General features: G+C 67.4%; 22 protein-coding genes. 11 read left to right on the top strand and 11 right to left on the bottom strand.

The features are described 5' to 3' along the window. Positions 1-553 precede the first annotated feature (553 nt). Positions 554-829 (top strand): hypothetical protein, encoded by a 276-nt coding sequence (locus LzC2_RS13145; RefSeq protein WP_246254989.1) that lies wholly within the window; start codon positions 554-556, stop codon positions 827-829. A 64-nt stretch (positions 830-893) separates the two neighbouring features. Here LzC2_RS13145 and LzC2_RS22300 read toward each other — a convergent pair whose 3' ends face one another. Then, positions 894-1,223, bottom strand: coding sequence for a hypothetical protein (locus LzC2_RS22300; RefSeq protein WP_246254988.1), 330 nt, complete (start codon positions 1,221-1,223; stop codon positions 894-896). Between the two features lie 106 nt (positions 1,224-1,329). Here LzC2_RS22300 and LzC2_RS13140 point away from each other — a divergent pair, with 106 nt between their 5' ends. From LzC2_RS13140 to acpS, 4 genes are all read left to right on the top strand, one after another. Continuing rightward, complete coding sequence (locus LzC2_RS13140) at positions 1,330-2,316, top strand: dihydroorotate dehydrogenase (RefSeq protein WP_315854660.1); 987 nt, start codon at positions 1,330-1,332, stop codon at positions 2,314-2,316. A 160-nt stretch (positions 2,317-2,476) separates the two neighbouring features. Then, positions 2,477-3,106, top strand: coding sequence for a hypothetical protein (locus LzC2_RS13135; protein ID WP_194362392.1), 630 nt, complete (start codon positions 2,477-2,479; stop codon positions 3,104-3,106). Positions 3,107-3,108: 2 nt separating this feature from the next. Next, positions 3,109-4,101, top strand: a complete 993-nt coding sequence (trpS, locus tag LzC2_RS13130; RefSeq protein ID WP_171187678.1) for a tryptophan--tRNA ligase — start codon at positions 3,109-3,111, stop codon at positions 4,099-4,101. Between the two features lie 145 nt (positions 4,102-4,246). Continuing rightward, complete coding sequence (acpS, locus tag LzC2_RS13125) at positions 4,247-4,630, top strand: holo-ACP synthase (protein ID WP_171187676.1); 384 nt, start codon at positions 4,247-4,249, stop codon at positions 4,628-4,630. A gap of 201 nt (positions 4,631-4,831) precedes the next feature. Here the strand turns inward: acpS and LzC2_RS13120 are convergent, their stop codons facing one another. Both LzC2_RS13120 and trkA read right to left on the bottom strand, forming a co-directional pair. Further along, the gene (locus tag LzC2_RS13120; RefSeq protein WP_171187674.1) at positions 4,832-6,922 is read right to left on the bottom strand and encodes an alpha/beta hydrolase family protein; all 2,091 of its coding nucleotides are present in this window, start codon (positions 6,920-6,922) and stop codon (positions 4,832-4,834) included. Between the two features lie 202 nt (positions 6,923-7,124). Beyond that, positions 7,125-8,462, bottom strand: a complete 1,338-nt coding sequence (gene trkA / locus LzC2_RS13115; protein ID WP_171187672.1) for a Trk system potassium transporter TrkA — start codon at positions 8,460-8,462, stop codon at positions 7,125-7,127. A gap of 254 nt (positions 8,463-8,716) precedes the next feature. On the opposite strand from trkA, the gene LzC2_RS13110 reads away from it, so the two are divergent. Next, positions 8,717-9,367 (top strand): nucleoside 2-deoxyribosyltransferase, encoded by a 651-nt coding sequence (locus LzC2_RS13110; protein WP_171187670.1) that lies wholly within the window; start codon positions 8,717-8,719, stop codon positions 9,365-9,367. 77 nt (positions 9,368-9,444) lie between these two features. Here LzC2_RS13110 and LzC2_RS13105 read toward each other — a convergent pair whose 3' ends face one another. After that, on the bottom strand, positions 9,445-9,828 hold the full coding sequence (locus tag LzC2_RS13105; RefSeq protein WP_171187668.1) for an endonuclease domain-containing protein: 384 nt from the start codon (positions 9,826-9,828) through the stop codon (positions 9,445-9,447). Between the two features lie 280 nt (positions 9,829-10,108). Between LzC2_RS13105 and LzC2_RS13100 the strand changes: the two genes are divergently transcribed. After that, complete coding sequence (locus LzC2_RS13100; protein WP_171187666.1) at positions 10,109-11,470, top strand: HD domain-containing protein; 1,362 nt, start codon at positions 10,109-10,111, stop codon at positions 11,468-11,470. Positions 11,471-11,500: 30 nt separating this feature from the next. Here the strand turns inward: LzC2_RS13100 and LzC2_RS13095 are convergent, their stop codons facing one another. Further along, positions 11,501-11,833, bottom strand: a complete 333-nt coding sequence (locus LzC2_RS13095) for a putative antibiotic biosynthesis monooxygenase (protein ID WP_171187664.1) — start codon at positions 11,831-11,833, stop codon at positions 11,501-11,503. Positions 11,834-11,947: 114 nt separating this feature from the next. Here LzC2_RS13095 and LzC2_RS13090 point away from each other — a divergent pair, with 114 nt between their 5' ends. Then, positions 11,948-13,471: a hypothetical protein gene (locus LzC2_RS13090; RefSeq protein WP_171187662.1), complete on the top strand. Its 1,524-nt coding sequence runs from the start codon at positions 11,948-11,950 to the stop codon at positions 13,469-13,471. A gap of 111 nt (positions 13,472-13,582) precedes the next feature. On the opposite strand, the gene LzC2_RS13085 is transcribed toward LzC2_RS13090, so the two are convergent. From LzC2_RS13085 to LzC2_RS13060, 6 genes are all read right to left on the bottom strand, one after another. Continuing rightward, a complete protein-coding gene (locus LzC2_RS13085) occupies positions 13,583-14,662 on the bottom strand; it encodes a potassium channel family protein (protein ID WP_171187660.1) in 1,080 nt (359 codons plus the stop codon). Then, positions 14,659-15,111 (bottom strand): GNAT family N-acetyltransferase, encoded by a 453-nt coding sequence (locus LzC2_RS13080; RefSeq protein WP_171187658.1) that lies wholly within the window; start codon positions 15,109-15,111, stop codon positions 14,659-14,661. The genes LzC2_RS13085 and LzC2_RS13080 overlap by 4 nt, the downstream gene beginning before the upstream one ends. A 7-nt stretch (positions 15,112-15,118) precedes the next feature. Next, on the bottom strand, positions 15,119-17,104 hold the full coding sequence (locus tag LzC2_RS13075) for a hypothetical protein (RefSeq protein WP_246254986.1): 1,986 nt from the start codon (positions 17,102-17,104) through the stop codon (positions 15,119-15,121). A 108-nt stretch (positions 17,105-17,212) separates the two neighbouring features. Beyond that, a complete protein-coding gene (locus tag LzC2_RS13070) occupies positions 17,213-18,649 on the bottom strand; it encodes a sulfatase (RefSeq protein WP_171187656.1) in 1,437 nt (478 codons plus the stop codon). Positions 18,650-18,783: 134 nt separating this feature from the next. Beyond that, positions 18,784-20,184 (bottom strand): sulfatase, encoded by a 1,401-nt coding sequence (locus LzC2_RS13065; RefSeq protein ID WP_171187654.1) that lies wholly within the window; start codon positions 20,182-20,184, stop codon positions 18,784-18,786. Positions 20,185-20,278: 94 nt separating this feature from the next. Continuing rightward, the gene (locus tag LzC2_RS13060; protein ID WP_171187652.1) at positions 20,279-20,536 is read right to left on the bottom strand and encodes a FliM/FliN family flagellar motor switch protein; all 258 of its coding nucleotides are present in this window, start codon (positions 20,534-20,536) and stop codon (positions 20,279-20,281) included. Positions 20,537-20,727: 191 nt separating this feature from the next. Here LzC2_RS13060 and LzC2_RS13055 point away from each other — a divergent pair, with 191 nt between their 5' ends. The 3 genes from LzC2_RS13055 to LzC2_RS13045 all read left to right on the top strand — a co-directional run bounded on the left by LzC2_RS13055 (position 20,728) and on the right by LzC2_RS13045 (position 22,278). After that, on the top strand, positions 20,728-21,366 hold the full coding sequence (locus LzC2_RS13055) for a hypothetical protein (RefSeq protein ID WP_171187649.1): 639 nt from the start codon (positions 20,728-20,730) through the stop codon (positions 21,364-21,366). Continuing rightward, positions 21,363-21,590, top strand: coding sequence for a SlyX family protein (locus LzC2_RS13050; protein WP_171187647.1), 228 nt, complete (start codon positions 21,363-21,365; stop codon positions 21,588-21,590). Before LzC2_RS13055 ends, LzC2_RS13050 begins: the two co-directional genes overlap by 4 nt. Before the next feature lie 127 nt (positions 21,591-21,717). Beyond that, complete coding sequence (locus tag LzC2_RS13045) at positions 21,718-22,278, top strand: GNAT family N-acetyltransferase (protein WP_171187645.1); 561 nt, start codon at positions 21,718-21,720, stop codon at positions 22,276-22,278. Positions 22,279-22,337: the final 59 nt, after the last annotated feature.

Here is a 22,337-nt window from a genome sequence, read left to right as displayed (position 1 = left end):
GCAAAGCGCCGACCGGGCGCCGATGCGTCCCGACCCGCCCCCCGCAGTCACCAGCGCCGGCGAGTAAGGCGAAGTCGCTCCGAGCCCCGACCGTCAGGGAGGGGTCGCTCTTTGCCGGCCGAGCGCTGTGCCGCATCGAGAAGCGCCGCATCGAAAAGCGGGACGACGCCGTTTCCGCGCACCGGCCGCACGCCTCCGACCGAACGACCGTGAGCGGCCCGCTCCCTGACGGTCGGGGCTCGGGGGTTCGTGGTCTCGGGGGGCCGGATTCCGTTCGGGCGCGGGGGAATTGACGGCCTGAAAGCCCGCGAATCCGGAAAATCCGCACCATCCGGCCGGAGCCGGGCAAGCGGCGTGAAGGTGACGGGCGGAGCGGCCGATTCATCCGGCATGACGGGTCGCGGCGGTTCCTCCGGACCGCCCCGGGCCCGGCCCCCGACGCCCGACGTTTTCGGAGCGATCCGTTCGCGGATCCCTCAGGCGACGCTGGCGGGGGCATGTGTCCCGACCCGGTATCCGCCCGGCCCCGCGGCCGTTTGGGAGAGAGCCTGCAATGACCACCCCCAAGACTACCCGCCTCAAAGCGGTTCGCTCCACCCGGACTCGCCGCCTGAAAACGGCGGCGGCCCTGGCTCTGTTGGTGGGAGCCGCCGCGATCCAGACCGGCTGCGTCGTCCCCATCTACGCCACCGAGCGTGACGAACGGGCCCGCCAGCTGCTGTACGTGTCGGAGAACCTCCGCCACATCACCCGCATCTGGGAACGCATCTGGTTCCTCGACCTGCCGGACAGCGCCACCCCCTACCGCACCCACGGCGGGATCATCTGAGCCGGGGAGACCCCGACGGCGAACCGGGTCCCCCACTTTGTCGTCGCCGACAGGTGGCGGGTATTCACCGATTTTCAGGGTCACACTTGGCCGGTGCTTCCGAAACCGCCGGGTCAGCCACGTCGGTCTCAAGCACCCGCACGGTGATCTCGTCGCCGACCGCCAGCGACGTGATGCCCTGCCACCGTGGATGGACGTCCGCGTTCGGGTCCGCCCGCCGCGTCAGTCCGCTCACGGAAAAGTGGATATGTGGCTCGCCTTCGTCCGGCCGGATGGGGACGGTCGCGGTCCCGAGTCGGCCCACTGCGGACACGTGCGCCGCCAGCACGCCCAGATCCTCCGCACCGGCGATACATACCCGCTCGCCGTTCTTTGAGACTTCGAGGGCAATCAAGGCGAGCTTCCGTGGTTGGAGTGGGCGGCGGCGCCCGGTCGTCCATTGGCGGCCGTGCGTTGGGGCTATCCTGCCCCAGCCGGCCCCAGCTCGCTATACTGCTCAGGTGACCCCGACGGCCGATCCGCCCGCCCCCGACCTATCCGTCGCCCTCGGCCGCTTGCGCTTGGCGAACCCGATTCTGGTCGCCAGCGGCACCTTCGGATATGCCCGGGAGTTCGCCCCGCTGGTGGATCTGTCCACGCTGGGCGGCGTCGTCCCCAAGACGGTCACCCCGCAGCCGCGGACCGGCAATCCGCCGCCGCGCACCGTCGAAACCCCCGCCGGGATGCTCAACAGCATCGGCCTGGATAACGACGGCGTCGATCACTTCTGCGCGCATCATCTCCCCTACCTCAGCGGGTTGGGGACCGCGGTGATCGCCAACGTCGCCGGCAAGAGTCCCGACGAGTTCGCCGCGATGGCCGCCCAGGTGGAGCAGGCCGGCGGCGCCGACGCGATCGAGCTGAACGTCTCCTGCCCCAACGTCAGCGGGGGGGTCGATTACGGCCGCACCCCGGAGGGCGCCGCCGCGGTCGTGAGCGCCGTCCGGGCCGCCTGCGACCTGCCGATCCTGGCGAAGCTCACCCCCAACGTCACCGACGTCCCCAGCGTGGCGAAGGCCGCCGCGGAGGCCGGGGCGGACGCCGTCACGCTGGTCAACACCTTCACCGGGTTGGCCGTGAACTGGCGGACCCGCCGCCCCGTGCTGGGCAACGGCATCGGCGGCCTGTCCGGCCCCGCGATCAAACCGCTGGCGTTGCGGATCGTCTATCAGGTCGCTCAGGCCGTGGACGTGCCGATCGTCGGTTGCGGGGGGATTCGCACGGTCGACGACGTGCTGGAGTTCCTCGTCTGCGGCGCCAGCGCCGTGCAGGTCGGCACGGCGAACTTCGCCGACCCGACGGTGTCCGGCCGCTTGGTCAAGGACCTCGCCGCGGCGATGAGCGAGGAAGGGGTGTTGTCCGTTCGCGGGTTGGTCGGGACACTGGGTCCGGCGAAAACCGCCCAGGCGGTGGGAACGCCTTCCTCTTCTCGAGAGTCGGACCGATGACCAAACGCGTGATCCAAAAGGCGCCCGGGAAGCCAAAGAGCTTCACGAAAGCTCAGGCGGTCGCGGCGATCAAGCGAGTCGTCGCAGATCGGGAGCGTGCGGCGAAGCAGGAGACGAAGAACGGCTCGGGGCGGCAGGCCTCGTGAAACAGGACGTGTTCGTGAACTGTCCGTTCGACGCGGACTACGACCCGCTGTTTGAAGCGATTCTATTCTGCGTCTTTGACTGCGGGTTTCGGCCCCGTTGCGCTCTGGAAGCCGTCGATTCGGCGGCGATCCGCGTCGAGAAGATCCTCGACCTGATCGGCGAATGCCGGTTCGGATTGCACGATATCTCCCGCACCGAACCGAACGCCGCGGGGCTGCCCCGATTCAATATGCCGCTGGAGTTGGGCATGTTCTTGTCCGCGCGACGGTTCGGTCCGAAGAAGCAGCGGGAGAAGGTCGCGTTGATTCTGGACGTCGATCCGTATCGATATCAACAGTTTCTTTCCGACCTCGCCGGCCAAGATATCGCCGCCCACGGCGGCGACCCGCGGAGGGCCGTCACGGTGGTTCGCAATTGGTTGCGGGCACAGGACACCAGCCGTCCAGTGCCCGGCGGAAAGAAAATCTGGGAACGCTTCGAGTTGTTTCAGCGGGACCGCGGCCCGCTACTCGACGACCTCCAGATCCAACCGGACGAAGTCAGCTATGCGGATCGCGTCCATTTGATTGAATATTGGCTGGAGTTCGTCTCCGGGGATGGTCCCTCGCCGACGGACGAAGCCGACGAGGCGAAGGATTCTTAACCATGCGCGTCCTCTCCGGCATTCAGCCGACCGGCCGGTTCCATTGGGGGAACTACTTCGGCGCGATCCGCCAATACATCGCCCTGCAACAAGCGGCCGAAGAACCGACGGGGAGAGCGTTCTACTTCCTCGCGGACCTGCACGCCCTCACCACGATCCGCGGGGAGCCGGAGGTGTTGCGGCAGCACACCCGCGACGCGGCGCTCGATCTGCTGGCGTTGGGCCTCGATCCGAACAAAGCGACGCTGTTCCGGCAGTCCGACGTGCCGGAGGTGACGGAGCTGTTCTGGGCGCTGCTGACCGTCACCCAGATGCACCTGCTGGACAAGGGCCACAGTTATAAAGAGAAGAAGGCCCGCGGCCTGCCCGCCGACGCCGGGTTGTATACCTATCCGATCCTGCAAGCGGCCGACATCCTGCTGTACGACAGCGACACCGTCCCCGTCGGCGCCGATCAGGTGCAGCATATCGAGATCACCCGTGACCTCGCGGAGCGGTTCAATCACATCTATTCCGCGGACGTGCTCGTTCCGCCGAAGGCCTATGTGCTGGACGATTCCGCCAAGGTGATCGGTTTGGACGGGGAGAAGATGTCCAAGTCCTACGGCAACACGATCGAGATCTTCGAGACCCCCAAGCGGCTCAAGAAGAAGTGCAATTCGATCGTCACCGACAGCCTGACCGTCGAGGACGTGAAGGAGCCGGAGGGGGACAACGTCTTCACGATGTATAAGTTATTCGCGGACGAATCGCAGCGGGCCGAACTCGCCGCAAAGTACCGCGCCGGCGGCATGGGCTACGGCGAAGCGAAGAAGGCCCTCATCAATGCCGCGACGGAATACTTCGCCCCCGCGTGGGAACGCCGGGCCGACTGGGAGGCCCGCCCGGACGATGTGGAGGACGTGCTGCAAGCCGGCGCCAAACAGGCCCGCGCCGTCGGCGGCGCCGTGCTGGATCGCGTCCGCGTCGCCTGCGGTTTGAGCGCCCGACGGTGATCGGCGCCCCAGACCGCCAACCGCAGGCGCGACTGCAAAGCGTCCCTGAGACCGGAGCGCAAGCTCCGGACGCGCGTTCTGACGATCAAACGACGCACGGCCGGAGCTTGCGCTCCGGTCTCACGCACGGCGGGAGAGACGAACCATGATCGTCGGCCTCGGCACGGACATTATCGAATGCGACCGCATCGCCGCCCTCATCGAGCGGCACGGCGAATCGTTTACCCACCGCGTCTTCACCGAAGCGGAGCGGGCGTATTGCGATCGGCATAAAAACAGTGCCCAGAACTACGCCGGGCGTTGGGCGGCCAAGGAAGCGGCGATGAAGGCGCTCGGCACCGGGTTCGTGCCGCCGGTCCGCTGGCACGACTTTGAGATCCTCCCCCAACGCAGCGGCGCCCCGGTCATGACCGTCACCGGCGGCGCCGCCTCGGTCCTCAAAGACCGCGGCGGCTCCGTCGAGGGAGTGATGGTCACCATCTCCCACTGCAAGGCCTACGCGACGGCGACAGTGATTTTGCTGGGGTGAGCAGAGTCGCGTCGGACGCTCGTCCTCCCCTCTCCCCTTTTTGGGGGAGAGGGGTCGGGGGTGAGGGGGCTGGAACCTGCCGGTCACCTTTCACGATCCCAACGCTCTCCTATCGCTCCGTGAACGACAGCGTGCGAAGGCTCGCTCACCCTCACCCCCGGCCCCTCTCCCTCAAGGGAGAGGGGAGAAGAGGATGCCGACCTATTTCTCTTCGCCCTTCAAATACTTGGCGAACCAGGCGTGGTCCCAAGCCATCTTGGCGGCCCGGTGCTTCTTCTTCATCAAACCGTGCGGTTCGCCGGGGTAGACGATCAGCTCGGCGGGGACGTCGAGGTAGTTATAGAGCGCCCGGTACAACGTGCGGCTGTGCTCCGGGGGAACACGGGCATCCTCGGCGCCGACGTGGATTAATGTAGGCGTCTTCGTCTTGTTGAGTTCATAGAGGGGGGAACTTTCGATGTACTCGGCGACGTTCTCCCAGGGCAGCTTGCCTTCCATATAATTGATCACGTGGCCGGGGGTGTCCTCGGTACCCCATTGAATCACCTGATCGATCACGCCGGCGCCGCTGCTGGCGGCGGCAAAGCCGTGTTCTTTGCTGTCGACGCCCGCGGTGAAGGTCTCGGAAAGCAGGGCGTTGGTGAGGAACCCGCCGTTGCTCCAGCCCATCACGCCGACCTTCGCCGGGTCGATCGTGCCGTCGGCGGCGAGGGCTTCCACGCCGGCGATGATGTCGGCGACTTCAATATCGTTCTCGCGGCCGATCAGGTCGACCATGAACTTCTCGCCGTAGCCGGTGCTGCCGCGGTAGTTCGGGGAGAGCATCGCGTAGCCCTTCGCCGCCATCAGCCCGCGACCGTAGATGCGGAAGCGCCGCAGAAACGGCTCCGCGGCGGTCGGGCCGCCGTGGATGGAAACGACCAGCGGCAGCGGGCCGTCCTTCTCCTTGTTATAGCCGGGCGGCAGTTCAAGGATGCCCTCGACCGGGGCGCCGTCCGGGGCTTCCCAGCTATAGAGCTGCACCTCGGGGAAGACCCAGTCGTCCGTGTGGGCGTTGACGTCGGTGAGTTGAATATAGTCCTCGCCTTCCACCCGCCAGACGTCGCCCAGTTCGGTCGGCGTGCCGGCGGAGACGATCGGGGCGTGGTTCGCGGAGAGGGCGAAGTCGTACACGACCACGTCGCCGGGGGTGACGACCTCTTTCTTCGGCAGGCCGCTGAGCTGCACGTCGAAGTCGGAGACCTGATAGACCCGCGCCCGCCCGTGGTCTTCGCCGACGTAAGCGACGGCGTCGGAGCCGTCGACGAACTTCGCGGCGCCGTCGCCGATCGTCACGGGGCCGTCCGTCTTGAACTGCATCGAGGCCCAACCCTTTTCGACCTTTTGAGCGACGTACAGGATCACCGGGAAGCCGTCGAAGGCCACGGTGAAGGCGACCTTGCCGTTCTCGGAGATGTCCGGGGCGTCGATCCAGCCGAAGGGGGAGGGGTGGTCGTCCCGCCAGCCGTCGGGGGTGACGCGGGTCGTCGTCTTGCTGGCCACGTCCAGCACGTCGACGCGGCTTTGGCCTTCATGGGTGATGAGGTTGCGGTCCGGGTCGTTGATCATCGCCACGCTGCTGCCGTCCGGGGCGACGGCGAAGGCGCGGATGTAGCGATCCGGGGCGTAGAGTTCTTCGCTGCGCCAGGTGTTCAGATCGAGCCGCATCAGCGTGCTGTAATCGACCAGGCCGTGGCCGTAGTCGAGGTCTTTATATTTCGACCGCAGCCCGGCGAGGTCGTCTTCGACCGTCTCCCGCGGGACGGTATAGAAGATCGCGGAGCCGTCCGCGGTCACCGCCGCGTCCTCCACGCCGCCTTTGATGCGGGTGACGGCGGTGAGGTTCCGGCCGTCCGGGTCGATCGCCCAGACCTGCGTATCGCCGTTCAACGGGGCCTCGTCGCCGCCGTCGCGGGCGGAGAGGAAGTAAATCACCTGCCGGCCGCGGCCCATCCCCCACATCGGGGAGCGATCGGAGGCGCCGTCGAACGTCAGCCGCATGCCGTTGGTGGCGGGATCGTCGTCGTTCGGGGCGATCCACAGATCGGTGTTCATGTTGTCGGAGTCCTCCGACCACCCGGTGAGGGTGTAGACCACCTGCGTGCCGTCCGGCGACGGCGCCACGCTGCCGACCGAACGGATGGAGAAGTAGTCCTCCTGCTCCAGTTGATGCGGCTTCTCCTGTGCCGCCAATGGGGCGACGCAGAGGGCCAGCGTGAAGAACGCCGCGAGCGGCGGGGCGGGGCGGGTCATCCGGGAACTCCGTCGGTGATGGGGGACCGCCGTTGTTCGCAAACGCCCGCGAAACCGCAAGCGAGCGGGTTTGAAAGCAGGTGGAAGGGGGCAGGCGAAAGGTGGAAGGGGACGGCGAGCGGCGGGACGTGAGTCCCCCGTGCGGGGTGCAGCGGGAGGCAGACTCCGTCCCCTGAAACCTGAAACCTTCAACCTCGCACCTTCAACCTTGGGCTTCGAACCGTTCCAGCACGCCTTCGGCGGCGTCGGCCTGGGCGAGGACCACGGCGACGTCGCCGGCCTTCAGCATGTCCTCCGCCCCGGGGACGCGGACGAACTCTTCGCGGTCGATCGCGGCGACCAGCGCCCCGCGGAAGCCGGCGTCCTTCAGCGGCACGCCGATCAGGTCGCAGCCTTCGCGGACTTCCACCTCATACACCGCGGCCTGGTTGCCGGCGACGTCGAACCGGGCCAGCACGGCGCCGGTTTGCACCATGCCGTCCACCTGGCGGGTCATCACGCTGCGGGGGGACACGGCCACGTCGATGCCCAGCTTGCCCAGCACGTTGGCGTAATCGGGGCGGCGGACGACGCTCATGATGCGGCCGGCGCCCAGTTCGCGGGCCTCCACGCCGCAGACGATGTTGTCCTCGTCCCGGCCGGTGGCGGCGACGAACACGTCGGCCCGGTCGACGCGGGCTTCCTCCATCTCGCTGCGGCGGGTGACGTCGCCGTGCAGCACGGTCACGCTGTCCAGCTTCGTGGCGAGTTCCTCGCAGCGGTCGCGGTCGCCTTCCATCAGCACGACGCTGAAGCGCCCCTTGGAGAGCACCCGGGCGAGGTTGAAGCCGATCTCCCCGCCGCCGCCGATCACCACCAGCAGCTTGGGCGGAACGTTCTTGCGGAATCGCTTGGCGGCTTCCTCCAGCGAATCGCCGGTGCCGATGAGGGTGACGGTGTCGCCGGCGTTGGCGCTGTCGTCGCCGTTGGGGATGCGGGCGACGCCGTCGGTCACGAACACGCCCGCCAGCACGCCGGGGCCGAACTTCAGATCCTTCAGCGGAACGCCGGCGGCGGGGGAGTCGGTTTCGACGGCCACCTCCTGCACCTCGACGCCGCCGCGGACGAGGTTTTCGAGCACGAACATGCCCCGCATCCGCACGCTGCGGGCCAGCTCCAGGGCGGTCAGCCGTTCGAGGCTCAGCAGCCGATCGATGCCGAAGTGGCGGCGGTAATCGAACGTGCTGCTGTCCAGATAGGACGGATTGAACACCCGGGCCACGCTGCGGCGGGCGCCCATGCTTTTGGACAGGCTGGCGCCGACGAGGTTGATTTCGTCCTTGCTGGTCACGGCCAGCACGAGGTCCGCGGACTGCACGCCGGCCTGGAACAGCGTGACGGCGTCGCAGGCGCTGCCCTTCACCGTTTGCACGTCCAGCTGTTCGCCGGCGATCTCCAGCACTTCCGGGTCCGGGTCGACCAGACAGACGTTGTGCCGGGTTCCCAGCACCTTGCAGATGCTGGTGCCCACCGTCCCGCCCCCGAGGATGACGACGTTCACGAGCGAGGCGCGTTGGGGAGCGGGGGAAGGGCGGACAGGTGCGCGAATGGTAACGAACGTCCGACGCATCTCGAACGCGGTCGCCGGCGTCCGCCTGACGCTCAGCCCGAAGGCGGCTTGAAGCGGTGGCGCCGCGCGAGCCGAAGAAATGGTGAACCGGTGTCCCGGTTTAGGCGTTCCCCCGGCCGGGTCGGTCGGTAGACTCCCGCCCGGTTCGCCCCGTCCCGCCTCGCTCCCGCGTCCCGCCCGTGCCGATGAAACCCCGCGTCTACTGTGCCGGCCCGCTGTTCAACGCCTGCGAGAAGCGGGAAATGACCCTGATCGCGAACCGTTTACAGGCGCACGGCTACCCGGTCTACCTGCCGCACCGGGACGGGATGGAGTTCAAGAACATTCTCCCGCTGCTGGTCGCCCGCGATTACGCGCCGGCGGACGCGGCGGAGTTCCTGCACAAGTCGATCTTCGCCCTCGACGTCTATCAGCTCGCCGTGGCCTGCGATGCGATGGTTTGGAATCTGAACGGCCGCGTCCCGGACGAGGGCGCCGTTAGCGAAGCGGCGATCGCCTGGACGCTGGGCAAGCCGCTGGTCGCCTACAGCGACGACGCCCGCTGCCTGATCGAGGGCCGTTTCAACCCGCTGCTGGTCGGCCTGGTGGACTTCGAACACACGGACGACCTGGACGAACTGCCTATCCTGCTGGGCGAAGCGATCGGGGAAGCCGCCGCGGACGACCACACCCCCGCCGCGATCGAGGACATGCCCCGCCGCTTCCGCCAAACCGTCGCCGACGGCGAGCGGATGTGGGACCTGCTCAGCGACCGCGACGCCGCGGAGAACAACGTCTTGATCGCCGACACGGTCGAAGAATTGTTCGCCCCGCAGCGGGATCGGGTGTTGGTGTAGATCTTCCCCCCTCGCCCCCCGGTTGGGGAACACCGGGGGGGAGAAGAGAGGGCGCCGATTTCTCTGCAAAGCCAGCGTCACTGCCAGTCGGACACATCCTGTCCCGCGGCGCGGGCTACGGCGGTCAGAACGGCTTCCGGGTCGTTTAAGACGTCATCATTCGAGATACGCAACACGGTGAACCCGGCGTCGCGAATCCAGGCTTCGCGGGCACGATCGTAGTCCCCGCGGCCGTCATGGCTGGTGCCGTCTACCTCGACCACCAACTTCGGAGCGAGGCAGCAAAAGTCAGCGAAGAACGGCCCGATCGGTCGCTGCCGCCGAAACTTTAGACCTTTTAATCGGCGGTCCCGTAAGAGCGTCCACAACCGCCGCTCCGGCCGTGACGCCTCCCGCCGCAGTCTTCGTGCGCGGGCCACGCGCGATTCGCCGGCAGGCTTAGCGGAACCAAAAAAGTTCATATCGCCAACGTGTACGCTACGAACCGCCGTTGCAAGTATGTCGCACTCCTCCCCCCTCTCCCCCTTTTGGGGGAGAGAGGTCGGGGGTGAGGGGGCATTCACCGCCCGATGACCTTTCATAATACCGCCGCTCAGTCGTCGTCTGTCGCCCGTCACTCCAAGAACGGCCGTGTGCAAAGGCTCGCTCACCCTCACCCCCGGCCCCTCTCCCTCAAGGGAGAGGGGAGAAGAGCGGGCCGCGATCTTCGCGAGTCAGGATGGGTTGTATAGAGTGTCCGCGATGCCCCGTTTCCTCCACGACCTCCCCGAACTCGCCCCGCCGGGCAGCGGGGGGATCGTGCGGCTGCCGGGCAGCGGGGACGTGCCGTTTACGCCGCGGGTGCGGGCGTTGGTCGATACGCCGGCGCTGCAACGGTTGCGGCACGTCTCGCAACTGGGCGTCGCGGCGCGGGTTTATCCCGGGGCGACGCACACGCGGTTCGAGCACACCCTCGGCGTGTACGGCAACGCGGTGCGGTGTCTGCGAAGTCTGGCCCGTGTCGACGCGTTCGCTCAGGTCGTCACGACCCACGACGCGGAGGTGCTCCTCTGCGCCGCCCTGCTGCACGATGTGGGGCATTGGCCGTTCTGTCATCCGATGGAAGACCTCAAGCTGCCCGGCGTGCCGGACCACGAACGGCAGGCCGCCGTCCGCTTCGCCCCGGACACGCCCGCCGGCGACGTATTAATGCGGGACTGGAACGTCGAACCGGCCGAAGTCGTGCACTTCCTGACAGGCGACAAAGCGAACGACGGCCCCGCGAACACGCTGCTGCGGGGGCTGCTGGACGGGCCGATTGACGTCGACAAGATGGATTATCTCGAACGCGACAGCCTGCACGCCGGCGTGCCGTACGGGCGCAACTTCGATAAAGACCGGCTGATCGCCTCCCTCACCGTGCACCCCCGGTTTATCGACGGGACGGGCGGCGGATTGGCGCTGACGAACAAGGGTCGCACGGCGGCGGAACTGTTGGTGTTCGCCCGCTATGTCATGTTCGCGGAGGTCTATTGGCACCACACCGTGAGGGCCGCGACCGCGATGTTATTGCGAGCCGTCTACGACCGCCGGGCGGAGTTTATTCAACCGGATCTCTACGACACGATCGACCCGGAGTTCGAGCGGCGTCTGCTGGACGTGTGCGAAGACACGACCGCCGCACGGCTGGCGAACGGGCTGTTCCGACCGGGCGTCGGGGAGGGCGTCTATAAACGCCTCGCGGAGTTCGGTCCGCATGAGGGGGAAGCGGTGTTCCGCCGGCTCTCCGGGCGCCCGTACGCCCAGCTGGCCGCGGTCGCCGAAGCGTTGGCCGTCCTCTTGAAGGGGACGGCGAACGTGCCGGGGGATCTCGTTCCGACGGACCTGTTATTAGACGCCCCGCCGGCTCACCGGGAGGTGCAGTTCAAGGTGGACGTAATCGGCGCCGACGGCACGGCCCGGCCGCTTTCGGAGGTCTCGCCGGTCACCCGCACGCTGGCGACGGAGCAGTTCGACGACCACGTCAAACGGGTGCGATTATATTGTCACCCGCGACTGCGGGCGGTCTTGAAGCCGCTGGACTGGCATGCCGAACTCGCCGCCGCGGCGGATGCGGTTCTTTAATGCGAACGTCGCTGGCTGACGGTCGGCGGTTCACACGCAGTCGCTCGCCGCGTCGATCTCCGCCCGTTCCGCCCGGGCGCGGGGATTGGACTCGGGATAGAGGAACGCGGCGAACAGGGCGTTCATCGTCGGCATGATGACGTAGTGCATCGCCGTCACCAGAAACGCCGTGGTGCACAGCAGTTTGAACCAGATTTGCAGCGTGCCGCTGTCGTTCATCACCGGCCAGTCGGCCGGCAACGTGCGTCTCGTCACCCAATCGACGCCGTACACCAACGCGAGCAGCGGCGGGTAGACGCCCAACCAAGTCACGAGAATCCGTTTCCATCCGGGCGGCGAAGGAGGCGAAGCGGGGTCGGCCATCGGCGAACGACTCGAGGATCAGTGATGAAAACGGCGCGGGACGCGGGCGGGGGAGCATAGGACCGCCGAGGCGATAGGCTGCGTCGGTTTCTCGCGTCCCGTCGAACTTCCGCCATGTCCCCCGCCCCGTTCGCCGCCGCCCTGTTGGCGTTCGCTTTGGCGTTCGCTCCGATCGCCGATTCGCCGGTCGAATCGACGGGGAAACTGGCGGAGATACAGGTCGTCGACGCCGTCACCGGGCGCGGCGTGCCGCTGATCGAGTTGGAAACGACGCACGGCGTGCAGTTGGTCACGGACAACGCCGGCCGGGCCGCGTTCGCCGAGCCGGACCTGTTCGGCACGGAGGTCTGGCTGTCGGTTCGCGGACACGGGTACGAGGTGAAAGCGGACGGGTTCGGCTATCGGGGCGTCCGCGTCACGCCCGACCCCGGCAAGCCGGTCACGGTACGGGTGGACCGCGAGCTGCCCGCGGAGCGCATCGGTCGCCTGACCGGCGCCGACCGCTGGCGGGACAGCGCTCTGCTGGGGCACGACGTGCCGCCCGCCCTCAACGGCCGCGTCGTCGGGCAGGACAGCGTGCAGGCGGCGTTTTATCTGAACCAGATTCAATGGTTCTGGGGCGACACCTCGCGGAGGAACTATCCGCTGGGCCTGTTCCGCACCGCCGCGGCGACGACCCCGGTTGCCAAGGAACTGACCACGGCGGACGATCTTTTAAACGCCCTGCGATACGACTATCGCACGGACAACGGGGGGTTCGTCCGGGCGGCGATCCCGTTGCCGGATCGGCCGGAGGGGGTGGTGTGGATCGACGGTCTCTGCGTCGTCCCGGACGAGACGGGCCGGGAGCGATTAATCTGTCATTATTCGAGGCGGGAAGGGTTGGCGAGGGAACTCGACCACGGCGTCGCGATCTGGGACGACGAGGCCCGCGAGTTCCGCTCCGCCTCCGTGCTGCCGACCGCCGAGCGCTGGCGGCATCCGAAGACGCACCCGATCCGCTATGAAGCGGACGGGCGGGACTGGTTGCTGTTCGGCGCCCCGATGCCGAACGTGCGCGTCCCGGCAACGCTGGCCGCGGTCCTCGACCCGGATCAATACGAAGCGTTCACCCCCGAGATGCCGGAGGGAACCCCGGACGCGGCTCCGGTCTGGCGTTGGCAGCAGGAGGCTCCGCCGATGGACTCGAAGCGGGAGCGGGAACTGGTCGACGCCAGCCGCTTGAAGCCGGAACACGCCCGATTTCTGCCGGCCGACGCCGCGAACCCGGACGACCGCGTGCAGCTCCACAGCGGCACGGTGCGGTGGAACGAGTATCGCCGGAAATGGGTTTTAATCGCCGGGCAGATCGGCGGCACGTCGCATCTGGGCGAAGTCTGGTACGCCGAGGCCGACGACCCCGTCGGGCCGTTCGAGACCGCCGTGAAGATCGCCTCCCACGACCGGCAGACCTTTTATAACGTCTGTCAGCACTCGTTCCTCGACGCGGCGGACGGTCGCCTGATCGCGTTCGAGGGCACCTTCACCCGCGACTTCTCCGGCAATCCGGTGAAGGCGCCGCGGTATGAATACAACCAGGTCCTCTACCGGCTCGACTTGGACGATCCGGCGTTGAAGGCCGCACAGGTCGCCCCGTAACGGTGAATTGCCAGCCCGACGCGCGAGCGTCGGAAGTGCGTCGTTTGATTCAATCAACTTGTCCGACGGCTGCGCCGACGGCCGACGCTCGCGCGTCGGGCTGGTATTTTGTTACGAGCTGCGAGTGCCGCGGTAGACCATGCCGTGCTCGGTCTTCGCCTTGCGGGCCAGGGTGGGCAGGGCGGCGTCGTAGCCGAGCACGATCAGCGCGTCGCCCGCGGCGAGGATCGAATCGCCGGACGGCCGACGCAGCACCTCCTCCGCGGCGCCGCCGTCTGCGGCGTGGCGGTGCAGGGCGACGACGAGGAACCCGATCCCGCCGGCCGCCTCGACTTCGGACAACGTCGCTCCGACGAGATCCGAGCCGGGTTCCAGTGTGAATTCGTTCATCTTCAAGCCGATCCGGGCGAGTTCGTCCCGCAGATCGGCCCGGCTCTCGGCGTGCGTCAGCAGGTCTTCGGCGCTGGGCCGGGTGATGAGGGCGGCGATCTTGCCGGCGCCGATGCGAGCCGGCAGCACCACGCGGTCCGCCCCGCTGCGACGCAATTTCTTCTCGCTGGCCGGGTTCTCCGCCCGCGCGATCACGCGAACTGCGGGGCTGACGCCGCAGGCCGTCAGGGTGATGAACACGTTGAGCGCGTCGTCCGGCAGCACGGTGGCGAGGGTTCGGGCCCGCATCACGCCGGCGGCGATCAGCGTTTCCTCCACGGTCGCGTCGCCCAGCACGACCAGCAGCCCGGCTTCCTCGGCGGGGGCGAGGCGGGACTCGTCGTTATCCACGATCACGAACGGCGTGCCGGCCTCCGACAGTTCGTCGCATAAAATCTTCCCGACCCGGCCGTACCCGCAGACGATCGTGTGGTCGGTCAGTCGTTCAATCCCCTTGGTCATCCGCCGCCGTCCGAGAAGATGATTCACTTGGCCTTCCGCCAGGGCCTGCACGACCCCGCCGATGAGGTACAGCCCGCTGGTGGTGCATACGAGGATCACCGCCGCGGTGAACAGCCGCAACCCGGGGCGCTCGGAAAGGTCGTTCACCTCCCCGTAGCCGACCCCGAACACGGTGATGACCACCATATAAAATGAGTCCACCCACCCCCACCCCGCGGACTTATAGCCGACCACGGCGAAGCCGCAGGTCGCCAGAACGAACCCGATGCCAGTGGCGATGGTGCGTGCGGGGCGGGTCAAAACGGGGATCCGTCCGTTTCAAGCGGCCGGCGGGGGATCGTCCAGCAGGAATCGTGCGGCTGCATGCCGATATGCGGGTAATATTCCCGAGCCGCGGGGGCGGCGAGGAGAATTAGCGTCGTCTGCAACCCGGCCGCTTCGTGGGTGCGGCGGAGCAGTTCCCGGCCGATCCCCCGGCGTTGAAACGCCGTATCGACCGCCAGATCCGCGAGATACGTGCAGCGGGCGTAATCCGTCAGCGCCCGCGAGACGCCCGCCAATCGCCCGTCGCAGCGGGCGGTCAGCACCACGTCCGCGTGTCGCAACATTCCGGCCATCACGGCCACATCGTCCACCGGGCGGCGTTCGGCCAGCGTCGACCGGTGCAGCAGGTCGACGAACTCCTCGACGGTTAAATCGGGTTCCAGCGCGTACGTAATCTCCGCCGCCGGTTCGCTGATCGAATCCATTCCCGCTTCAGCTTTCTCGAATAAAATGCGGGGCGAAGCTGCGAACCTCTTTGCCGTTGAGCACATGCACCGTCCGCAGGCGTTCGATCGTCGCGGCGCCCATTCGGCTCAGCGGGACGTGCACCAGTTTCTTCTTATATTTGCGGGCCAGGCGACGGAAGCCGGCGCCGGGGGGCGCGTCGCTTAACACGGCGACGTGCTTCTCCTCCGCATAGAGACAGGCGCCGGCCAGCAGGCGTTCCTCCAGCGTGTCGCAGAAGTTCAGTCGCGGGTCGTGCCAGACGTCCACCATCGGCCGCGGGGGGAACAGGAACAGGCACCCGCCGTAGGTCGCCCGAGCGATGCCCGGGCCGATTAAATCGTCCTTCCAATCGCTGGCGAACAGGGCCAGCGTGGATTCGTCCGCGTGCTCCGCCTGCCAGGTGATCCGCCAGGGATAATCGCGGGGGTCGGCGGGGCTGTCGAACAGCATGAGAACGCTGTCGATCCCGCCTCGCACCGGCGGCATCACTTTGACGTAGAGATCGCCCGTGTGCCAATTGCGGAGCGTCTCCCGAATATCGAGGCCGTCCCGCAGACTGGTGGAGAACTTCTCGCTGCGGGCCAGGTCGGAGCCGATCAGCTTGAGCGCCACGTCCTTCACATGTGTGCGGAAGCTCTCGATCTTGCGATCCTCCGGCGGATAGCTGCATTGGCGGAAGGGGTTCCAGCGCTGCTTCCAGTGCTGTTTATCGATCTCCGGCGGGCGACGGTTCAGGTCGATCGTCCGCCAGGTCGTCGGCGGGCCGGGCAGGCGATTGACGGCGTCGCAGACCTCCCCGTCGGGCAGTTGCACCCGGTTCGGCCCGAACTTCATCACGCGGAAGGGCGTCTCTTCGGAGATCACCCCCGGCCGCGGGATATAATCGCGGGCCGTTTCCATCAGGTGCACGGCGAAGGCGTCCCCGAAGATCTGCTTCGCCGCGACCGCGAGCGTATACAGGTCCGGCGTGAGCCGACGTTCGATGAGGGACAGGTTGCGGACGTAGCGGAAATAGGTCGCCATCAGCTTCGGCGTGACGGGCCGCGCCCGCTTGCCGTGCTCGGCGACGTAGCGATCCCGCGCTTCCAACAGCAACGTCTTCACGCCGTCGACGGACAGGCTTTCGTCCGGGTCCAACTCCGCCCGGGCGCGTTCGTACAGCGCCGTGACGTACGGCAGTTCGCCCAAACAAAAGGCCAGCGTGCGGGGGGCGACGCTATAGACGTCCGGCTCCTCGACGTGGTCGTCCTCCCTCGGGTCGGCGACTTCGCGATACGCCTCGCGGACCCACGGCCACTCCGCGAAGGGGACGGGAAAGAAGATGCGGTCGTAGACCCGTTCGAGCTGTCGCAGCCGGCCGGCCATGTGTTTGCAACGCTCGGCGAACTGCCCGGTCGGACGCGGCAGAGCGGGCAGCACCGCGGCGGCGTAGCGGGCGGCGGCGGTGCGTTTGAGGGCGTACGGGTCCGGCGCCGACAGGGCGAACGGCTCGTAGCGGTCTGTTTCCAGATCGATAAACGACCGCGACAGATGCTCTCCCACCGCCCCCCGCACCGCGGCGACGATCGGCTGGCAGGGGTCCACGGGCACGAACGACACCCGGGGATCGCCCTCCGGGTCGTCGTCTTCCCCGGCGAACCCGATGCTGCCGTCGGGACGATCCACATAGGACCAATCCCGCGGCTCGACCTGCACCACGGCGCTGATCGCCGGCAGGTGTTGGACGGCCTCTTCCAGTCCCGCCCGAAAGCTGGGCGGCAGCGGCACGGCGAGGCATTCGAAGGCGTTCTCGACGCCCCCCTCGCTGCCCGGCACCCCGTCGAGCATCGCCTGCCGCACGGCGACGGCGAAGTCCCCGCTGCCGTTGACCACCGGGTAGGCGGTGATCTTCGGCGAGAGCTTGAACACCCCCGCGGCGGGGTCGCTCAGTCCGTCTTCAAACGCTTCGGCGGGGGGCGGCGCATCCGTCATTCCGGGATCGTAACGTCGGCAGGCGAGCAGGGGGCGTCAGCCCCCTGAGCGGTGTTTCAGTCGATCAGGTTCGGAACGCTCAGAGGGCTGACGCCCTCCGCTCGCCGGCTACTTCGCGTAATCGTCCAACAGCACGCCAAACACTTCGACCTGCTCCTTGTACGCCGGATCGGCGGCGAGGTTCTCGTCTTCGTTCGGGTCGGCCTCGTGGTCGTAGAGTTCCTCCGAACCGTCGCCCCAGCGGGTGAACCGCCAGCGCTGGGTCCGCACGCTGTAGGCCATGCCGCCGTCCTTCGCGCGACGCCGCACCTGGGTGTAGGCCGGGCGGTCCCACTCCGCGTTCGGGTTCTCCAACAGCGGGACCAGCGAGACGCCCGCCAAGTCGTTCGGCGCCTGCTCCTTCAAACCGGCCAACTCGGCGACGGTGGGATAGAGATCGAGGAACTCCACGACCCGTTTGCAGGTCGCCCCCGCGCTCTGTCCCCGGTCCGTCTGCCCCGGGACGGCGACGATCATTGGGGCCGCGGCGGAGCGTTCGTAGAGGCTCTGCTTCTTCCACAGGCCCTTCTCGCCGAGGTGATAACCGTGGTCGCTCCAGAACACGACGATCGTGTTCTCCGTCTGGCCGGCGTCGTCCAGGGCGTCCAACAGGCGGCCGACGTTGGCGTCGAGGAAGGTGACGGAGGCCAGATAGGCCCGTTTGCTGTCGTCGGCCTGCTCCTTCGTCACGCCGAGCCAGGGGTACGGCCGGGTGAACGCGGTCGCGGCGTCCGGCACGCCGGCGGGCTGGCCGTCGAACGGCGGCACGGTCACGCTGCCCGGCGGGTACGGTTCGAAGTGCGGCTTGGGGGCGACGTAGGGCGAATGCGGACGATAGAAGCCGGCGGCGATAAAGAAGGGTTTGTCGGGGCGTTCGCTCAGATATTCTTTCATCAACGCGACCGCCCCGACGGCGACGAGGCCGTCGGTGTGTTCGACGTCCGTGCCGTCCGCCTCCAACACGCTCATGCTGCTGCCGAGACCCCGCTTCGGCGTGTAGTTGGTAATGAGTCCCTCCTCGGCAATATCCCGGCCGGCGGGGTTGACGACGCGATTCCAACTCGCCGGATCGTCCAGCCCGTCGGTACCGATATCGCCCGGGTTGCCGTAATGATAGACCTTCCCGACCCGGGCGGACCAATAGCCGTTGTTCTTAAAGAGCTGCGGCAGGGTGACGGCGTCCGGCGCCGCGTCCCGCACGGAGGTACTGAGGTCGTACACGCCGAGCGTATCCGGCCGCAGGCCGGTCAGCATGGAGATCCGTGACTGATTGCACTGCGGGTATTGGCACTGGGCATTTTTGAAGGAGACCGCTCGCTTCCGCAGGCGATCGAGGTTCGGCGTGACCACGCCTGGATTGTCGAGGCAATTCGTCAGGTCGTCGGCGCAGATCAGCAGCACATTGGGCCGCTTTTGCTCTTGCTCCGCGGCGGGAGCGACGGGCGACCCGCAAAGCAGGGCGAGGAGGAGGGCGCCAAAGACGCGGCGGAGCGAGCGAACGGACATGGGCGAGCCTGCGAGCGAGGGGGGCCGCCAGCCTACGCGGACGCCGTTGCCCCTTCACCCATCGACCGATTCACCCCTCGACCGAGCGTCCCGGACGCTTCAAGCGTCCGGGACGCTGCATCAGTCAGCCCGCTTTAGTTCGCCGCGTAGTCGTCCAGCAGACCGGCGAGTTCCTCGACGGTCTCCGCATGGGCGGGATCGGCGGCGAGGTTCTCGTCCTCGTTCGGGTCGGCGTCGTGGTCGTAGAGTTCGGTCGCACCGTCGCCCCAGCGGACGAACCGCCAGCGTGCATTGCGCACGCTGTACCCCATGCCGCCGTACTGCTTGCTGCGTTGGGTCTGCGTGTACGCCGGGCGGTCCCAGTCGGCGGAGGGGTTCTTTAATAACGGGGCGAGCGAGACGCCTTCCAACCGCTCCGGCGCTTTCTCCCCCAAGCCGGCGAGGTCGGCGAGCGTCGGGTAGAGGTCGATGAACTCCACCGGCCGTTCGCAGGAGCCGCCGTCGTCCGTCACGCCGGGGGCGGCGACGAGCATCGGCGCCTTGGCGGACCGCTCGTAAAGGCTCGTCTTTTTAAACATTCCTTTCTCGCCGAGGTGATAACCGTGGTCGCTCCAGAACACGACGATCGTGTTTTCCGTCTGGCCGGCGTCGTCCAGCGCGTCCAGCAGGCGGCCGACGTTGGCGTCGAGGAACGTGACGGAGGCGTAATAGGCCCGTTTGCTGTCGTCCGCCTGCTCCTTCGTCACGCCGTACCAGGGGTACGGTTTGATGCGGGAGACGGCCGCGTCCGGCACGCCGGCGGGCTGGCCGTCAAAGGGCGGCACGGTCACGGAGCCTTTGGGATACGGCTCGAAGTGGGCCTTCGGGGCGACGTACGGGCAATGCGGGCGGAAGAAGCCGGCGGCGATAAAGAAGGGTTTGTCCGGGTTCTGATTGAGGTGCTCCGTCATCAACGCCTCGGCCCCGACGGCGACGAGGCCGTCGGTGTGTTCGAGGTCCGTGCCGTCCGCTTCCAGCACGCTCAGGCTGCTGCCCAGTCCGCGGCGGGCGGTGTAGTTGATAATCAAGCCCTCCTCCGCTTTATCCCGGCCGGCGGGGTTGATCACGCGGTTCCAGCTCTCCGGATCGTCCAGCGAATCGGTGCCGATATCGCCCGGGTTGCCGTAATGATAGATCTTGCCGACCCGGGCGGTGAAATAGCCGTTCTTTTTGAACAACTGCGGCAGGGTGACGACGTCCGGCACGGCCTGGCGAATCGGCGTCCCGTTGCCGTAGATGCCGGTGGTGTCCGGCCGCAGGCCGCTCAACATGCTGCTGCGGGACGGGTTGCACAGCGGGTATTGGCAATAGGCCCGCTCGAAGGTGACGGCCCGCGTTCGCAACCGATCGAGGTTCGGCGTGACCACGCCGGGTTCGTCGAGGCAACTGGTCAGATCGTCCGCACAGATCAACAGCACGTTCGGCCGCTCGGCCGCGGCGGCGGGAACGGCGAACAGCAGGGCGCCCAACAGCAGGGCGAACGGGCGGAGCGACATGGGCGAACTCGCGGGACGGGACGAACGATCCCGTCAGCGTACGCCGATGCGTCTCCCGGTTCATCCGCCGACGGCTTCACGCCCGCCGCCGGCGTTACTCCCCGCGGACGACGGTCACCTTCAAGCCGAAGTGCTCGCCGACCTTCACCGCTTCGCCGATCGCGTGTTTGCGGTTGGCCACGTACAGGTCCAGCGGCGCGCCGCAGTCTTTGTCGAAGCTCAGCAAGGCGCCGGGGACGAGATTGCGGATCGTCGCCAGCGGCACGCGCTTCTCCGCCAGACGCACCGTCACCGGCACCGGCAGGCGAGCCAGGCGGGCGGGGAACGGCGGGCGGGCGAGCGTGGCGGACATCCCTCCTCTTATCGGCGCCATGCTCCGAAGGGTTGAACGGCGGTCCGGGCGGGGGCTCGTTGGGGGCTCGTTGGGGTCTCGACGCCGTCGGCGGGCAGACGACTCCGCGGTCGTCCCGTACACTGCGGGGGACGACGCCTCCCGGCGCGTCGCCGTCTCGTTCGATCTGACCCCCGGCCCCCGGATCTCGCATGGACTTCGCCCTCCCGGACGACCCGCGCGGGTTCATGAAGCTGTGGGGGGCGGTGCACGTCGTCCGCAAAACGCCGTTCCGCCTGTTTACGTTCGGGGCGACCAAGCTGCCGTACAAGCTGGCGCTGGAACCGAAGCAGCGGGGGGAGCCGGTCGGCGTGGTCGAGGGAGAGATCACCGTCGACCGCCCCACGATCATCACCCCCGGCAACGCCGGGCCGCAGTTCCGCGGGTTCTTCTCGAACGCCGAGGAGGACGACGGCCCCTCCTTCGACCCCGGCCACGGCTACGACGACGGCTATCCCAATAGCCCCGGCGGCGGCGACCCGTGGGACGGAGCGATGGGCGACGACGAGGACGGCGAGGAAGTCGTCCGCTTCCTGATGAGCCGCGGCGTGAAGTTCGGCGATCTGAAGCTCGGCCATCGCCGGCTCAAACGCGGCGTCATCGCCCGCAGCCCGGAGCGGGTCGTCGAGCAGTTGAAGGACGAAATCCTGGACGAAGACGACCGCACCGCGATCCTCGTCGCCCCGCACGGTCTGGGCGGCGTGGCCCTCGTCCGCTACGCCGCGGAGTGCATCATGGACAGCGCCCCGGGCAACATCGGCGAGATGCGCGAACGCGGCTTCCTCTCATGAACGAGTCCCCCGCAGACGCCGCAGAGACCCGGCTCACCGCGATCGAAACCGCGTTGACGCACCTACAACACGAACTGAGCCAGATGCACAGCGTGCTGCTGGCGCACACTCAAGAGTTGGCGGGACTGAATCGGCGCATTGAAAAATTCGAGGGACGGCTGGAACGCCTCTCCGAGGAGCCGGAGGACAGCGATCCCCGCGCCCACAAACCGCCGCACTATTGATGGCCGGCGTTGCGTTTCAGACCGCCGTCGATACTAACCCGACGCGTCAGCGAGGGATTCGATCCTTCGACAAGGTTCGCCCTCGCTGACGCGTCGGGTTAGTGAATCGCCACGAATAGCCTCTCCGATGCCCGCCGCAATCGAGACGGAACGCCTGCTGCTCACCCCGTTCGAGCCGGGAGACGCCCCGCGGTTGATCGCCTTGGATGCCGACCCGGAGGTCGTGAAGTACGTCTCCCTCGGCCCGTTCACCCTGCCGGCGCCGGAGCGGTATGAAGAAGAGGTGCTGCCGCGGTTCCTCGCCCATGCGGACGACCCGGCGCTCGGTTTTTGGCGTGTGCACGTCAAAGAGAGCGGTTCAAAATGCGCCGCCCCCGGCCCGTTCGCCGGGTGGGTGTTGTTTCGCCCGGTGGGGGAGGCGACGTGGTTTGAGCACGTCGCGGAGTTAAACCTCGATCCGACCCTGCCGGAGTTGGGCTACCGCTTCGCCCGCCCCTATTGGGGACAGGGTTATGCGACGGAGGCGGCCCGGGCCGTCAGCGAGAACCGCGGCCCCGCGGTCGCGATTCGGCAGGAGGAGAACGTCGCCAGCGGCAACGTGCTGGAGAAGTGCGGGCTGAAGTTCGTCCGCACCTTCCAACTCCCCGGCGTGGGAGCGAAGACGGCGCTGCACGTGCGGGAGGGGTAGGAGACTCCCCTCGCCCCTTTTTAGGGGAGAGGGGCTGGGGGTGAGGGGACGTTCCCCGC

The organism is Alienimonas chondri (assembly GCF_013036045.1).
Classification (GTDB): domain Bacteria; phylum Planctomycetota; class Planctomycetia; order Planctomycetales; family Planctomycetaceae; genus Alienimonas; species Alienimonas chondri.
Note: the sequence above shows the minus strand (reverse complement) of the source record. Positions and strands in the feature narration are given on the sequence as shown.